This is a genomic window from Caballeronia sp. dw_19 (assembly GCF_018449515.1).
In the GTDB taxonomy this organism is placed as follows: Bacteria; Pseudomonadota; Gammaproteobacteria; order Burkholderiales; family Burkholderiaceae; genus Caballeronia.
In genome coordinates, this window is the sequence record NZ_JAAVUQ010000038.1 from 42514 (window position 1) to 58268 (window position 15755).

General features: G+C 59.6%; 14 protein-coding genes. 10 read left to right on the top strand and 4 right to left on the bottom strand.

The window, feature by feature from the left end:
• Positions 1-5 precede the first annotated feature (5 nt).
• Positions 6-1301 carry an extracellular solute-binding protein gene (locus tag HB376_RS33005; protein ID WP_213767856.1) on the bottom strand — a complete coding sequence of 432 codons (1296 nt, stop codon included), beginning with the start codon at positions 1299-1301 and terminating at the stop codon, positions 6-8.
• A gap of 252 nt (positions 1302-1553) precedes the next feature.
• On the opposite strand from HB376_RS33005, the gene HB376_RS33010 reads away from it, so the two are divergent.
• The 4 genes from HB376_RS33010 to HB376_RS33025 all read left to right on the top strand — a co-directional run bounded on the left by HB376_RS33010 (position 1554) and on the right by HB376_RS33025 (position 6215).
• On the top strand, positions 1554-3527 hold the full coding sequence (locus HB376_RS33010; RefSeq protein WP_213767857.1) for a PAS domain S-box protein: 1974 nt from the start codon (positions 1554-1556) through the stop codon (positions 3525-3527).
• A complete protein-coding gene (locus tag HB376_RS33015) occupies positions 3528-4139 on the top strand; it encodes a response regulator (protein ID WP_213767858.1) in 612 nt (203 codons plus the stop codon).
• A gap of 66 nt (positions 4140-4205) precedes the next feature.
• A complete protein-coding gene (locus HB376_RS33020; protein ID WP_213767859.1) occupies positions 4206-4592 on the top strand; it encodes a response regulator in 387 nt (128 codons plus the stop codon).
• Positions 4593-4877: 285 nt separating this feature from the next.
• Positions 4878-6215 carry a site-specific integrase gene (locus HB376_RS33025; protein WP_213767860.1) on the top strand — a complete coding sequence of 446 codons (1338 nt, stop codon included), beginning with the start codon at positions 4878-4880 and terminating at the stop codon, positions 6213-6215.
• A 499-nt stretch (positions 6216-6714) separates the two neighbouring features.
• On the opposite strand, the gene HB376_RS33030 is transcribed toward HB376_RS33025, so the two are convergent.
• Entirely contained in the window at positions 6715-7779 is a 1065-nt protein-coding gene (locus HB376_RS33030; RefSeq protein WP_213767884.1) for an NAD(P)-dependent alcohol dehydrogenase, read from the bottom strand.
• Between the two features lie 104 nt (positions 7780-7883).
• Between HB376_RS33030 and HB376_RS33035 the strand changes: the two genes are divergently transcribed.
• The 4 genes from HB376_RS33035 to HB376_RS33050 all read left to right on the top strand — a co-directional run bounded on the left by HB376_RS33035 (position 7884) and on the right by HB376_RS33050 (position 11494).
• Positions 7884-8789: a LysR family transcriptional regulator gene (locus HB376_RS33035; RefSeq protein WP_213767861.1), complete on the top strand. Its 906-nt coding sequence runs from the start codon at positions 7884-7886 to the stop codon at positions 8787-8789.
• A 452-nt stretch (positions 8790-9241) separates the two neighbouring features.
• Positions 9242-10303 carry an aldo/keto reductase gene (locus HB376_RS33040; protein ID WP_213767862.1) on the top strand — a complete coding sequence of 354 codons (1062 nt, stop codon included), beginning with the start codon at positions 9242-9244 and terminating at the stop codon, positions 10301-10303.
• A gap of 62 nt (positions 10304-10365) precedes the next feature.
• Positions 10366-10689 (top strand): YciI-like protein, encoded by a 324-nt coding sequence (locus HB376_RS33045; RefSeq protein ID WP_213767863.1) that lies wholly within the window; start codon positions 10366-10368, stop codon positions 10687-10689.
• 127 nt (positions 10690-10816) lie between these two features.
• Complete coding sequence (locus HB376_RS33050) at positions 10817-11494, top strand: dienelactone hydrolase family protein (RefSeq protein ID WP_213767864.1); 678 nt, start codon at positions 10817-10819, stop codon at positions 11492-11494.
• Here the strand turns inward: HB376_RS33050 and HB376_RS33055 are convergent, their stop codons facing one another.
• Together HB376_RS33055 and HB376_RS33060 are read right to left on the bottom strand one after the other, a co-directional pair.
• Positions 11495-12391: a LysR substrate-binding domain-containing protein gene (locus tag HB376_RS33055; protein ID WP_213767865.1), complete on the bottom strand. Its 897-nt coding sequence runs from the start codon at positions 12389-12391 to the stop codon at positions 11495-11497. It lies immediately after the preceding gene.
• A gap of 906 nt (positions 12392-13297) precedes the next feature.
• Positions 13298-13891, bottom strand: a complete 594-nt coding sequence (locus HB376_RS33060; protein ID WP_213767866.1) for a TetR family transcriptional regulator — start codon at positions 13889-13891, stop codon at positions 13298-13300.
• A gap of 130 nt (positions 13892-14021) precedes the next feature.
• Here HB376_RS33060 and HB376_RS33065 point away from each other — a divergent pair, with 130 nt between their 5' ends.
• Together HB376_RS33065 and HB376_RS33070 are read left to right on the top strand one after the other, a co-directional pair.
• Complete coding sequence (locus HB376_RS33065) at positions 14022-15017, top strand: MDR family oxidoreductase (protein ID WP_213767867.1); 996 nt, start codon at positions 14022-14024, stop codon at positions 15015-15017.
• Between the two features lie 37 nt (positions 15018-15054).
• Positions 15055-15681: an isochorismatase family cysteine hydrolase gene (locus HB376_RS33070; RefSeq protein ID WP_213767868.1), complete on the top strand. Its 627-nt coding sequence runs from the start codon at positions 15055-15057 to the stop codon at positions 15679-15681.
• The last annotated feature ends 74 nt before the right edge of the window (positions 15682-15755 follow it).

The window sequence follows — 15755 nt, forward strand, 5'->3', positions numbered from 1 at the left end:
GCCCGCTAAGCTCGAACGGTGAAGCCCTGATCCTTCGCATACGCTACAACCCGGTCCTGAATCCGGTCGAACGCTTTCGACAGGGTGCGCGCGCCTTTCGCGGCCTGTGGCAATTCATCATTCATCACCTGCTGGACGTAGTCTTCGAATGGAGAAAACCTGTAAGGTACGGTCATCTCGCCGATGGCCGCGAAGTTCACTTCATTGACCTTTTGATTGCCGCACATGGGCTGCTCGATCTCGCGGATGCCGGGGTCGCTGATCAGTTTGCGAGTGGATGGTGTGAGAAATTGTTCGCGGACATAGAGTTCGGTGGGGGCTCGGTTGGACATCATGTACCTGATGACTTCGAGCGACTCCTTCGGATGCTTCGTTCCTGAAAACACGCCAAACATCGATCCGCCGAAAGCGGTACTCAGGGTGTTCTGTGCCGAGAGGTGCGGCATCTTGGCGACGCGCCATTTGCCAAAGCTCTTGTTTGCATTGGTGCGGGCGTAGTTAGGGAACCAGCAGCCGGCCATGACCTGCAAATAGCGGCCGGTATCGAGCGCCTGAAAAAAATCGGCCGTCGAATCCGGTTCGGTGCTCACGAGCTTGGCATCGATCAAGCGTTGCCAGTAGTCCGAGAACGACTTGGAAGGTGCGCCATTCAGGTTGATCGAGATCTTGTCGCCGTCGATCTCGAAGCCCCGGGCGCCGCGTTGCCAGATCATGCCCGTGGTCCATCCCGCGCTCGTAAGGAACATGTTGGTCAGATACTGGTTGCTCGATTTTGTCCGTACCTTTTCCGCGGCCGCGGCGAATTCGTCCCAGGTGGTTGGCGCGTTGATTCCCCAGTCGCCCAGAATGTCCGCGCGGTACATCTGGATCATCGGCGCTACGTCGAGCGGCAACCCGAGCGTCTTGCCGTTCACGGTGCACTGCGAGATCGCGCTGGGCACGAATTGCCCACGAACATCGGCGACGTCCTGTGTGATATCGAGGAAAGCGTTGACTGTATTCAGGGCCGGCAAATGGGCATATTCGAGCATCGCAATGTCAGGGCCGCCGCTATGGGCGGCGAGTGCGTTGCGCAGCTTCAGCGACTGGTCCGCACTATTGGTGACCGGTGCGGTCACCACGCGAATGCGGCTTTGTGATTTGTTGAACAGATCGACTTGATCCGAAAACTTGGGAATCCACTGCCAGATGACAATCTCCACCGGCGCCTGGGCGCGGACCGCGACAGGAAGACTTGCAGCGAGGGGAACGGCGAGCGAGCTGCCGACGGCTTTCAAGAAGTGACGACGATCTACCGACATATTCTTCCTTTGTCTCACGGTGAATTGGGTCGCCTCGCAGTTCGCGCAAGCGCCTCTTTATTGATCCCGATAACCGGCATGCCTGTTTGTTGCGGTGCAATTTATCCCGCGTGCATCGCTGAGGCTTTGCCGGGCGTCTCCTGACGGGTTCATGCCGATAATAGCCACCCTGCGTACCCCTCGCTATCACATGTTTCTATGTCAGTAAAAACACCAAGGCCGCAACGCTCGACTCACCTGCATGGCTAAACGATGATGGCAGGAAGCGGTGTTCGACACGCTGCCGCCATAGCTTGCAACCGGGCCTCTTCGATCTTTGCGATGCCATTTCCTCATCTGTCACCGGGCTTCATGTCTTGCGCAGCCTTTGTATTCGGCTTGCTCGTTTCGGGCGTCGCCGGCTTGTGCTTGCACGTCATTTTGCGACGCACAAAACCCGACGAGCGTCTGCGACATCTACTGGACAGCGCCCCGATCGGCATCCTGTCGGTCGACACGCTCGGACGGATAACCGAAGCCAACTCGGCAATAGAAAGCCTGTTTGACTTTAGTCGTGCCGAGTTGCTGGGCGAACCTGTCTGGTCAATTATTCCCAAGGCGCATCTGGAGCCGTCTGCCGCGTTGCAGGTGTCCGCGGTTCGGCGTGACGGCACTCGTTTTCTCGTCGAGTTTGGCTTTACGCCGGCCCATGAAGGGCGACGCAGATCAGGAACGGTCTTCGTCCGGGACCTCAGCCGGCAGAATGCGGCTCGCGAGGCGCTGGTGGCCAGCAATGAAAAATTGAGCTTGATACTTCAAATGCTCCCCGGCTTCGTGTGGAGTGAGCGCGCCGGTGGAGAACTCGATTATCTGAATCAGCAAGGCCCCTATCTGGACGCTCTGGGCGCCGAAGCGCCGTTCGACTGGAATAGCATGGTCCATCCGGATGACGTGGCGCTCAAGCGCCACGCGCTTGAAGAAATGATGCGAACAGGTGAGCCGTGTGAATATGAGTTCCGTCTCCTTGGCGATGACGGCACCTATCGCTGGTACCAGGCTCGCACCGACGCGCTTCATGACGGACGGGGTACGGTCGTTCGATGCTATGGGCTAGCGTGGGATATCGATACACGTAAGCGCGTGGAGGCCGCCCTGGAGGCGAACGAGCGCGAACTTCGCCTGATGGTGGAAACCATCCCTGGAATGGTGACCGTCAACGACGGGAAAGGTCAGCTGGAATACGCCAACAAGCGCCTGCTGGATTTTGTAGGCCGGAGTTTCCAGCAACTCTACGACCGCGGATGGCCCATCCTCCATCCGGACGATATGGAGAAAGATGCCGGGGAATGGCGGCGATGCGTAGAGGCGGGCGCCCCAATGGAGGCCACCTACCGGTTGCGCCGCTACGACGGGGAATATCGCTGGTTCGAGGTGCGTGTCCAGCCTCTTCACGATGAGCGTGGCGACGTTGCAAGGTGGTACGGCCTGTTCGTTGATGTCGATGACCGGCGCAAAGCAGAGGAAGCCTTGAGGACGGCGCAATCACGCATTTCTCGCGCGACGAAAATTGCTACGGTTGCCGAACTTTCTGCCTCGATTGCTCATGAGGTGAACCAGCCGCTGGCGGCGATCGTTACGAACGGTCATGCGTGCCAGAGCTGGTTATCAAGCGATCCGCCGAATCTCGAGCGAGCGCGCCAGGCTGCGGAGCGGGTGGTCAGAGACGGCAACTCGGCGGCGGACGTGGTGAGCAGAATACGCGCGCTGTTCAGGCAGACCGCGCCATCGAAGGCCGCGCTTGATCTCAATGTGCTCATTTCCGAGGTGCTCCGGCTGTTTGAGGACGACCTGGCTCGCAAATCGATCACAGTCGCGTCGGAGTTACTTTATCCTCTGCCGCACGTGTGGGCCGATGGACCACAAATCCAGCAGATCATCATCAACCTGATCAACAATGCAATCGAGGCGATGGAGGGCGTGGGCCTGTCGCAGCGGCAGATCGCCGTTCGGACGTGGTCCGGCCTGGACGAGCGCGCGTGTGTGCAGGTCAGTGATGGAGGGCGCGGCGTCGAAGACGTGGAGAGAATATTCGAACCTTTTTTTTCGACCAAGGAGAGTGGAATGGGGATGGGGCTTTCGATCTGCAGGTCGATTGTCGAGGCACATGGCGGCCAGCTATGGGCGTCGAGCCGTCAGCCTCATGGCACCGCATTGGAGTTCTTCATTCCCCTTGAGGTGCATGGGTAAATGAGCCAGCCCGATCAAATTGTTTATGTGGTCGATGACGATCGTCGCATTCGCGAAGCGTTGTCCGATTTGCTGTTGTCGCTCAATATCGCATCGATTGCCTTTCCGTCCGCCGTGGAATATTTCGAGTACGACCGCGCGGACATTCCGGCATGCCTCATTCTCGACGTACAGCTTCCGGGCGCCAATGGGCTCGACCTGCATGCCAGGTTGATCGAGGGCGACCATCCTCCGGTTGTATTCATTACCGGTTTCGGAGACATTCCGTCATCCGTTCGTGCGATCAAGGCCGGGGCGGTCGATTTCCTCGCCAAACCGTTCAGTCAAAGCAGTTTGATGCAAGCGGTCGAGACGGCATTCGAGCAGGATAGGAACGCTCGCCGTCACCGCGCGGAAATGGGCGATGTGCGTGGGCGTTTCGCTACGCTCACTCCGCGCGAGCGGGAAGTGCTGCAACTGGTGGTGAGCGGCTTGTTGAACAAGCAGGCGGCTTCACAGTTGGGAATCAGCGAAGTCACCCTTCAGATGCATCGAGGTCAGGTCATGCGCAAGATGGCGGCGGGTTCGCTTGCTGAACTCGTCAAGATTGCTGGGCGGCTCGGCATATCGTGATACACGGTCTCGGCACGAGGGGTGCCCGGCAACGCACGTTCGACAAACGCGAGCGGGACATTAAACATGGATGAGCTGAGGCGGCGTGTCGTATCGGTTGTCGACGACGACTACCGGGTACTCGAGTCTCTCGAAAGCCTGTTGGCTTCTTCGGGGTTCGTGGTTCGCCTGTTTACCTCGCCAGAAGACTTCATGCGCGACTTTGAATCGCTTGCCCCGGATTGTCTTATTTCCGATATCGACATGCCGGGTCTGAGCGGTGTCGAGTTGCGCAGGCGCGTGCGTGAACTCCGACCCACGATGCCTGTGATTTTCATCACGGGACGCTACAGGGTCGAGGATTTCGCAGTGGAGCTCAAAGAGGATACCCACCTCTTTTTCAGGAAACCCTTCGACGGGCAGAGGTTGCTGGATACGGTGAGGAAGGCGGTGGACGACACGACTGGCGACTAGGCGCATCTGCCCATGACTGCGCTGGAACCGGGAGGCACGTTCGATTCCTTGTGACGGCTTGTATGACTTGTCACTTGGAAGAATACGGGTTTCATACCTTCAAGGTATGAGGTTTCCCCCCGTTTTCCGGACCATGCCACAGGGTCTCAATTCGACTGAAAAATTGTTTATAATCAATGTATTACACCGCGATTATATTTTCGGACATTACCGGACTTAACCGGATATTCTCTCGCTCGAGTGGGGGTATGAGTGGGGGTATGGAAAAGGATCATAGGAGCTGACATGAAGATAACCGTGAAGCAACTTCAAGCGCTATGCCCCTCGGATGCAGGCAAAACCATTCGAGAAACTGGCGGTCTTGTTGGCAAGGTTCGCGTCTCGAAAGCGGGTGCCCTGTCGGTCGGTTTTTCCTTCGAATTCCGGTTCAAATCGAGGAAGCGAGAGTACTCGTGCGGCGTATGGCCCCGTGCCTCGCTAGCGGACATACGCGGCATGCGCGACGAAGCGAGAGTCCTGCTCGGCAAGGGTACTGATCCGGTCGAGGCTAAAAACGCTGCAAAGCTCGAAATTCAGGCGGCGATCCAAATGCGCATCAACAACGCCAAAGCCGCTTTCTTGCGCAAGACGTTCCGGGAACGCTTTGAGGAGTGGGAAGCGTCCGCGCTGAAGAAGCGCAAGGATAAAGGGGCGGAGATCCGCCGCGGCTTCGTCAAGGACGTCCTTCCGGCGCTCGGGGAGATGGCAATGGAAGACATCAAGCGCTCGCACCTTATGAGCGTGTTGGACGCGATCGTCGCACGAGGAGCAAACCAGCAGGCAAACCGGACGCTTTGCGACCTCAAACAGCTTGTTAAGTGGTGTTTGCTGCGCGAACACATTGCGATCGATCCGCTTCTCGGTATCGCAAAAAAGGACGTGGGTGGCCCGGACAATGAACGTGACCGGACGCTATCGGAAGACGAATTGCGTGCCTTGCCAGCAGCCCTCGAAAACGCTGAACTACTGCAGACTACAAAACACGCCTTGCTGCTGATACTTGCGACCAACGCACGGGTTGGAGAGGTTATTAAGACGCGTAAGGAGCATGTCGTCTTGGACGCTGGGCTGTGGCGCATACCGACTGCAAACGCGAAGAATGAAGATGCTCACTTTGTGTTTCTCTCCGGGTTTGCAGTTCGCCATATGAAGGCGCTCATGGCGCTTTCGGACAGCGACGAATGGTTGCTTCCCGATCGCAAAGGCGAACGCCACGCTGGATTGAAAACCATCACGATCCAGATCGCTGACCGGCAATTAAAGTTTTACGAGCGCAAAGCGCACGCGAATCGCTCGAACCATGAGAATGCGCTCGTTCTTGGCAACGAGAAATGGACACCGCACGATCTTCGGCGCACTGCATCAACCCTTATGCAGGAGCTAGGGATACTGCCAGTTGTCATCGAGAAATGTATGAACCACCGCGAAAGGAACCGGATGAAGCGGATTTACCAACGTTATCCGTACACCGCCGAGAAGCGCGAGGCATGGAGCTTACTTGGCGATCGGTTAGAACTGTTGACCAACCCGGAGCATACGAACGTTGCCACTCTTAAAAGCGATGCCACCCATCTGCTAAGGTGATCCTCTAAAGCTCGCTATGCATCACGCGCAGAAGCCAGCTTTCTTCGGTAGTCGGCGGCAACTACAAGGCCATCCTTCAGTCTTAGAAGCTTCCCGGCGAATGTTTGTTTTACTTGCAAGTCACTACGCCGGGCGGTTTCTTCGCGAGTGCACTTTTCGAGTTGCGCTGTTGCACTCGCCTCCTCTGATATGCACGCTGCCTTTTGCGTTTGTGCGGACGAGAGAGCTGCGTCGATCGCGGTCTGCTCGGTGATAAGCCGTTCACGCTCGGTGAGCAAGTCGCGCGCTCTGGTCAACGATCATCGGCGGGTTCGTAGTCCGGCGATCGCATCGCGGAGGAACTCGGCGATGATCCCTACGCTGTAACCACTCTTTCCGCACGACTATCGGCAGCGCATTTGGATCGTTGGTCATGCCTCGCGAACACGTCTTCGCCCTTTAACTCGGGCAGTCGGGACGCCAAATATTCACTTCTTTAATGGGCGCGATATGCCTGCGTTTAGCTGGCAGCTTCGTCCGCAGATAGCGAGGCCATATCGATGACAAACCGATATTTGACATCGTTTTTCGACAACCTGTCGAATGCTGTGTTGACCGCCTGGATGGGCACGATCTCTACGTCGCTGACGATATCGCGCTCGGCACAGAAGTCCAGCATCTCCTGCGTCTCGGCCATGCCGCCGATGGCCGAACCTGCCAATGATTTGCGACCAAAGATCACACTGACGCCGACGAGGGGTTCTGTCTCCGTCAGCACGCCCACCAATGCCATGGTCCGGTCACGCTTGAGCAAGGTCATATAGGGATTGAGGTCGTGACGAACCGGAATGGTGTTGAGCAAGAAATCGAAACTTGCCGCATGCGCGGCCATCGCCGCCTCGTCGCTCGATATCACCACCTCGTCGGCGCCCAGACGGCTCGCATCCGCGCCCTTTCCCGGAGAAGTGGTGACCATCACGACGTGCGCACCCAGCGCCTTCGCGAATTTGATGCCCATATGCCCAAGGCCGCCGAGACCAATCACGCCAACTTTCTGGCCCGGCCCCACCTGCCAGTGTCGCAGGGGTGAATACGTGGTGATGCCCGCACACAGCAGCGGTGCCACGGCCTTCAGATCAAGTCTCCCGGACACTTTCACCACGAACCGCTCTTCCACCACAATCTGGTCGGAATAGCCGCCGAAGGTCAGGTCGTCGCTGCCGCGCTCCTTGCTGTTGTATGTCCAGGTGGCACCCTCCTCACAGTACTGCTCGAGGTTTTCGCGGCAAGCCGTGCAATGACGGCACGAATCGACCATACAGCCCACACCCGCATAGTCGCCAACCTTGAACTTCTTCACCTCATTGCCGACCTCGACCACGCGTCCGACGATCTCGTGGCCGGGCACCATCGGATATAGGGCGTTGCTCCAGTCATTGCGGGCCTGATGCAGGTCGGAGTGGCAAATACCGGTGTACAGGATTTCTATTCGCACATCGCGAACGCCAAGGTCGCGACGGGAAAAGCGAAACGGGACGAGCGGCGAAGCGGCGTCGTGAACGGCATATCCTCGAGCTTGGAACATGAGACTCTCGTCGGGTTTATTGAACATATACGGACAATAAACGCCAGAGTGAGGGTGAACAAGCTTGCACTTCTGCATGCCTTGTTGAATAATTTTTCACAATCATGCTCCCCGACAACCTCTCCCACCTCGCCGCCTTCGCGGCTGTGGCGCGCCACAGCAGTTTTCGCAAGGCGGGCGCCGAACTCGGCCTCTCGACCTCGGCCATCAGCTACGCGATTCGCGGACTGGAGGAGCGCCTCGGGGTCAATCTGATCAATCGCACCACGCGCAGCGTTGCGTTGACGGATGCCGGCCAGCGCCTGCTGGAACGCCTTCACCCGTTGCTGCACGATCTGGGCGACGCGCTCGAGGAGATGAACAACTTTCGCGCTACGCCGACCGGCACGCTACGTATCAACACATCGCACGCCGCCGCACATCTGCTGGTTGCGCCGCTCGTGTCGCGATTTCTCGCAACGTATCCGGACATCCATATCGAGATTGCCGAAGACGACAACCTCGTCGACATCGTCGGCCTGGGCTTTGACGCCGGCATCCGGTTCGAGGAAGCGGTGCCGGAAGACATGGTTGCCGTCGCTCTCGGGCCGCCGCAACGGGGCGCGGTGGTGGGTACGCGCGCTTACTTCGACGGCCATCCCGTGCCGCATCATCCCGAAGACCTGTTTGGTCACGATTGCATCCGCTACCGTTTCCCAAGCGGCAGGATGTACAAGTGGGAGTTCGAAAAAGACGGCAGCCGACTCGACCTCGACGTGAAAGGGCGCATCACCGTTGGAACCATGCATCTCGCGTTGCTCGCTGCACTCGATGGAGTGGGCCTCGGCTTCGCACTCGAGAACTCCGTGAACGGAATCATCGGCGAAGGCCGCCTGGTTCGCGTGCTTGAAGACTGGTGTCCGTTCTTTCCGGGCTTCATGCTGCACTACCCGCGACAGCGGCGCAGGTCGTCAGCGCTGCGTGCCTTTATCGATATGGCGCGGGGTCGCTCGACGGATAGAGAAGCGTGAGCGCGAAGATCGGATAAACGGTCGACTGCGCGGTGGACGGCCAGGATTCTCTGGTCTTTGCATCATCACGGCGACGGCACATTCACTGCGGCCGGGGGACGCGTGGCCTGCGCAGACGCACGACACGGTGGAAGCAGTTCCACGTCGACTTCTGAACCTTCGGATACGTACGAATCCATACGTGTCCCGGAACAAGGACGCCTTCATCATCAAGGCTCCCCGGCTACCACCGCTACCACCAGAACGCACACAACGCCCAGATGCTGTTATCTGCAGTCCTCGCCCAATTTGCCGACGTGGAAGACCTCAAACATTCCATAAATAGAAAACAATAGTCGAATAATTTGGATTCTTTTCCGCGAGAGAAAAATGCAGAATTTCTTCAACGCGGAGCGCCCGAACGATGATGTCGATTGAACGGACCTGTTCGCGTCCATCAAGCGGAGGGGAACATGAAGTACAAGACTCTTGGAAACACAGGTCTGCTGGTTTCACAGCTTTGCCTAGGTACGATGACGTTCAGCGGCGGAAGCGGTGTGTACAGGCACATTGGGAGTGTTGATCAGGCAGGTGCCGACGAGCTTGTGAAGGCAAGCATCGAGGCCGGCATCAACTTCTTCGACACTGCCGATGTCTATTCGGCGGGTGGGAGCGAGCGCACGCTCGGCCAGGCATTCAAGAACCTTGGTATCGCTCGCAAGGACTATGTACTCGCGACCAAAGTGTATAGCCGCATGGGTCAGGGCCGGAACGACGTCGGCGCGTCGCGCGGCCACATCATGGATGCGGTCGAGGCGAGTTTGAAGCGGCTACAGACGGACCATATCGACCTCTATCAGATCCATGCGACCGACACGCTCACGCCTGGCGAGGAGACCCTGCGTGTGCTGGACGACCTGATCCGCCAGGGCAAAGTTCGTTATATCGGTGTGTCGAACTGGCAGGCGTGGCGAATCGCAACCGCTCTGGGCATCTCGGCGCGCCTCAACCTTGCGCGGTTCAATACGCTTCAGGCCTATTACTCCGTCGCCGGGCGTGATCTGGAGCGCGAGTTGGGGCCGCTTCTGGAGGCCGAAAAGATGGGCCTGCTCGTCTGGAGCCCGCTCGCCGGTGGCCTGCTTTCGGGCAGGTTCAGCCGCGACAACCAATCGCCCGAAGGCTCCCAGCGCTCGGAATTTGACTTCCCGATCGTCGACAAGGAGCGCGCCTGGAATGTGATCGACGTGATGCGTCCGATTGCCGATGCGCACGGTTGCAGCCCGGCACGCATCGCGCTCGCGTGGTTGCTCTCCAAACCCGTCGTGACCTCCGTACTGGTCGGCGCAAAGCGCCTCAACCAGCTCGAGGACAACATCGCGGCGATCGATATCACGCTCAGCGAAGAGGAGATGCGCCAGTTGGACGCCGTCAGCGAACTGCCGCTCGAGTACCCGGGATGGATGCTTGCGACGCAGGGTGCCGACCGGATGGGGCCCATCGATCTCTGGCGCGACAAGGTGGCGCCCGCCTCCTGATCGAAGCATCCGGGGGCGCCGCCGGCGCCTCCGTGGCCCTTACCTCGCCCACGAGGACAAACATGCGCCATTTCCTGCTCTTCTACGATTTCGCACCCGACTATGCCGCCCGCCGGAACGCCTACCGCGAACACCATCTTGCGCGTGCCTGGCCTGCGAGCGAACGTGGCGAACTCGTACTGGCCGGCGCCCTGACTGATCCGCTCGACACCGGGGTGCTGCTCTTCAAGGCAGCGACAGCTGCTACGGCCGAAGAATTCGCCCGGAACGATCCGTACGTGGTCAACGGTCTGGTCGCCGCATGGCGCGTGCGCGAATGGATCACTGCCGTCGGCGAGGACGCGACCTCACCCGTGAGGGCGCCGTCGGGAGAGTCGCCAATCTGATCCGCAACCAAGGGTGCGATCGACTGCCTCACTCGCGCTCTTTCCAACCCGACTGATCAACAGGCCGCCGGTTCGCGGGTGGCCTGATGTGCGCGTCTGAAATTAATCTCTTAGAAAGGGAAGTACCATGACCGAGACAATTACCCTCAAGTCCAGGATCGACGGGTTCGAGTTCACCGCCCTGCATGCGCCGCCGATAGGCGCGCGCCGCGGCGGTGTCATCGTCATCCAGGAAGTCTTCGGGATCGATGCATCCGTGAAGCGCGATGTGGCCCGCTGGGCTTCGCTCGGCTACGAGGTGATCGCGCCTTCCATGTTCGATCGGCAGGAGCGCAACTTCGTCGCGAACCACGACGCCGCGGGGCTTCAGGTCGGCCTCAAATATGCGAGAGACAACGGCGACGATAATCCGCTCTCGGACGTCCAGGCATGCATCGACTCCATGAAGGACAAAGGACCGGTGTATCTTGTCGGTTATTGCTACGGTGGCACGATCACCTGGCGGGCGGCGTCGCGCGCCAAGGGACTCGCGGCCGCTTCGAGCTACTACGGCGCAGGCATAGCCGCCTCGGCCCAGATGCCTCTCTCCTGCCCGGTGATTTGCCACTTCGGCGGCAAGGACCCCTACATTCCGGCGAGCGCGAGCGAGGCCTCGGTGAAGGCCGCGCATCCGGACGTGCCCGTCTACGTCTATGGGAATTCGGGCCATGGCTTCAACAACGAGGGACCGGATGCTGATCCGGCCGACGTCAAGCTGGCGAGGCAGCGAACCCTCGATCTGTTCGAGAAGAATGCCGGCCGATAATCATGCTTCTGTCCATCGGCCGGCAAGTTCGGGGTTGGTCTTCACCACCTGGTCGGCGAGGAAATCGCTCACTGCACGGATCCGTGCGGATGCAATCAGGTCGGCATGCGTCAGCAGCCACACCTCATTGCTGAACATCTGGTCGGATGGAACGACGCGAATGAAATCGTCGTTGATCGCGAGGAAATCGGGGATCACGGCCAGGCCGAGTCCGGCACGAACCGCAGCAATCTGGGTGGGCAAACTCGTTGTGGCGAGCGCAATTCTGCAACCCGGATGCTCTCGCGCGAGCCATGCGGCGGCGGGCAGATGCGCATGGCTCTCGTCCCAGGTGATGAAGTGGCGTCCGCCCATGGGTTCGCCTTCCACGGCGGGATGCTTCTCGATATATTCCCGACTCCCGTAGACTGAATAGGTCATGTGCCCGACGCGCCTGATTTTCAGATTGCCATGCATTGGCCGAACCACTCGAAGTGCGATGTCGGCCTCGCGTCGGCTGAGTTCCGCAGTGACCGTGCTTGTAATGATCTCAAGGCAGATACCGGGATATCGCTCCCGGAACGCAGGTATGGCCGGGATGATCAGGTCCGTCGCAAGGTTCTCGGATGTCGCGAGCCGGACATCACCGGTTGGCGTTCTATCGAGGCCTGCCGCGCCTCGCTCAAGCGCCAGGATACTGTCTTCGACCCGCTCAGCGTGCTTGAGTACTTCCCGACCTTCGTCCGTCAGAAAATAGCCTGTCTGATGACGGACAAACAGAGTCATCCCGAGACTGGCTTCGAACTCCGAAATCCGCCGACTCACAGTGGACTGGCTGACCCTGAGGTCGGCGGATGTTTGTGTCAGGCTGCCGCTCCGGGCAACGCCCAGAAAGTACCTAAGATCATTCCAGTCCACGACACTTTTTCCATTTTTGCATGATCAACCTCGAAGATTCTGCATTCTCCTCCATCGACGGCGCAACCATAACCTTGACGCGCACGGCCTACGAGGCCAGACGCTGCGTCCAAAGAGTGATCGGGTAGGCGCCTTGTTCAAACCCGCATTCGGTGTGGAGAGTGGTTTGCTTGGACGACGCAAGCTTGGTAGGCAAGGATCGAGGTCCCGGGCCTTGCCTGCGTGGGATGAGCCACGCCTATGGCCACCCGGACCATGCGGAATCGATAGCGACAATCCACTGGGGCGCTCGACCTAGGGTGTACGTCATTCGACACCGCCGAGGTGCATGGCCTTTCACCAGTGAAGAACTGCTCGGCCGAACCCGCTCACCCGGTGAACTTCCGAGGCTGTTAAGACAGTATGACTTTTCCGTGAGGCAAGGCTGGGCCGCCGTGGGAAATCTAACGCGGGTTAGCATTGCCAGAGCCGCACGGTGTGGTTGGTACCATACCCGGCGATTTCACTCACGGAGGATTGTTGGACGCCTGCCCCAAACCGCAGGCGTCTGACTACCCGGGCGCTGGCGGGCAGGCGTCCAACAATCCTTAACAGCGGCGGCCTTCCATCCAGACGGAGAGGGGCCGTTTCATGTCGGTTAGCGGCCCTCCGCGATCGGAGGCGCGCCTCTCCCAAAGTCGACCCAGCGCCAAACTCCAACCTGCGCGATCGAGCGCACCAAGCTGACGTTCACGACAGGTAGCTCCCGGCCGCATCCGGTCCCACGACAAATCAGGTCGTTGAGTTCGTCACACGCATCAGTTGAAAGAGCCTATTCGCGCCTATCTTAGCTAGGCAGGAACCACCGCGAGCGATAACGCCCACGCAAGGCGACTGCGCGAGGTCGTCGTATTTCAAAAAGCCTAGTTAGCCCTTGAGTGCGACCGGATCGATCGCGCCGAGCACGACCGCCATCATGTCCTCGGTCCAGGCTTCTTTCCCGATGGCGCGTGCAAGGAGGTTGGCCCCGATCATCGACGTGAAGAGCAGCATGATCTGCTCGCGCGTCATCGCCGGTGGACCACCGGCGCGGGCTACTTCCGCAAAGGCCTCGAACAGGCGCTTGACACCTTCGCTGTAATTCACTAGCAAGGGGTCGTCTGACGCCCGGCCGGCCGCCTCCTGGCTGAAGGCGACCATTGGACAGGTCCGCTCCGGCGGCTTGTCCGCAAAGTAGTACGTAACCAGATCCCGCAGCGCGGTCCTGCCTCCATCAACCGACTGGCGCGCCTTCTCTTTCCATGCTTCAACCGCCCGCACGAACGCCGTGGTACAGGCTTCCGCAGCCAACGCCTCTTTCGATGGAAAGTGCTTGTAGAAACCGCCCTGGGTCATCCCCGCCGCTTTCATGATATCGGCGATGCTTACCGCGCCAACGCCGTGCTGCCGGAAAAGCCCAGTGGCGACATCGACAATGCGTTCCCGATTCAGATCGGCCTGTGCCCGAGTGGATCGCCCCATACGACTGCGCCCTTAAATTAGAGGTTGTGTAAACTCTATTTATTGAATAGAGTTTCATCGAACTCTATCACGGCATCGAAGGCGATGCAGTAGATCGCCAAACTCCGTCACCCACCATTGGAGGACCGACATGTCCGAAAGCCGTTTCCGGGCACTGCTGTTACGCCGTTCCGGCGAGCAGATCGAAGCCGCTGTTGAACACCTCGACGAGGACGACCTGCCCGCAGGCGACGTGCTGGTCCGGGTGCGTTACTCGGATGTGAACTACAAGGACGGCCTGGCGATTACGGGCACCGGTCACCGCCAGGTGGTCCAGCACTTTCCCTTTGTGCCCGGCATCGACTTCGCCGGCGTGGTCGAGCGTTCGGATTCCGATCGGTTCCGCCCTGGCGACGAAGTGGTCCTGACCGGCTGGGGTGTCGGCGAAAAGCATTGGGGCGGTTTCGCGGAGAAGGCCCGCGTATCGGCTGAGTGGCTCGTACCGTTGCCCACCGGCATGACGATGCGGCAAGCGATGGCCTACGGAACCGCCGGTCTCTCCGCGATGCTCTGCGTCGATGCGCTGGAGCGCCACGGTATCGATCCGAAGCGGGAGGTCCTCGTCACCGGTGCGGGCGGTGGCGTGGGCAGCGTGGCCCTGCTGCTGCTTCACCGGCTCGGATATCACGTGGTTGCTTCCAGCGGCCGGCCGGAGCAGGAAGCGTATCTGCGGAGTCTGGGTGCACAAAGCCTCGTCGGGCGCAGCACGCTTGCCGAACCGCCCGCGCAGCCGCTACTGCCCGAACGCTGGGGCGGAGTGATCGACAACGTTGGCGGCACGACCCTGGCCCACGCTTTGGCGGGTATGGCCTATGGGGGCGCCATTGCCTCTCTGGGGCTGGTCGGCGGGCGCGACCTGAACACGACGGTCCTGCCTTTCATCATGCGCGGCGTCGCGCTCCTTGGCGTCGACTCCGTCTATTGCCCGACTGAACGGCGCATCACTGCATGGCGACGGCTGGCGGAACTGATACCGGACGGTTTGCCGGGCGAGAGCATCGAGGAGATCGGTCTGGACGAACTCCCGGCCCGAGCGGCCGCCATCATGAAAGGTCACGTGCGTGGGCGCACGATCGTCGCCCTGTAGACCGGCATCTTGCGTTTGGCACAACTGGAGCTTCAACATGACAACGACGCACTACGACGCGGCTTCGACCGGCATCCTGCTGGTCGACCCGTACAACGATTTCCTGAGCGAGGGTGGCAAGCTCTGGCCGCTCGCGAAGGAGACCGCCGAGGAAGTCCACCTTCTGGATCATCTGCGAACCATTGTTGCCACAGCGCGCAACGTCGGCATGCGCATCTTCTTCGTCCCGCATCACCGCTGGGAACCCGGCGACTACACGCACTGGAAGCACCCGACTCACACGCAGATTGCCTCCGGCAACCGGCAGACCTTTGCCAAAGATACGTGGGGCGGCACCTTCCACGACGATTTCCAGGTCCAGCCCGGCGACATCGTCATCAAGGAGCATTGGGCCCAGAGCGGCTTTGCCAACACCGATCTTGACCAGCAACTGAAACAGCACGGTATCGGGCGGATCGTCGTGATCGGCATGCTTGCCAACACGTGCATCGAATCCACGTCCCGCTTTGGCATGGAGCTTGGCTATCACGTCACGCTTGTCCGGGACGCCACGGCGGCCTTTAGCCGCGAGGCGATGCACGCCGCCCATGAGCTCAACGGGCCGACTTTCGCACACGCCATCCTGACTACGGACGAGCTTATTGCCGCCTTCCAGGCCGCCTGAATCGTCCGCCTTTCATTGCCTGTCGCAAGCCGCCTCTCGCGCTGAAACGCGATGGGTCGACTTTGCCATCGCTT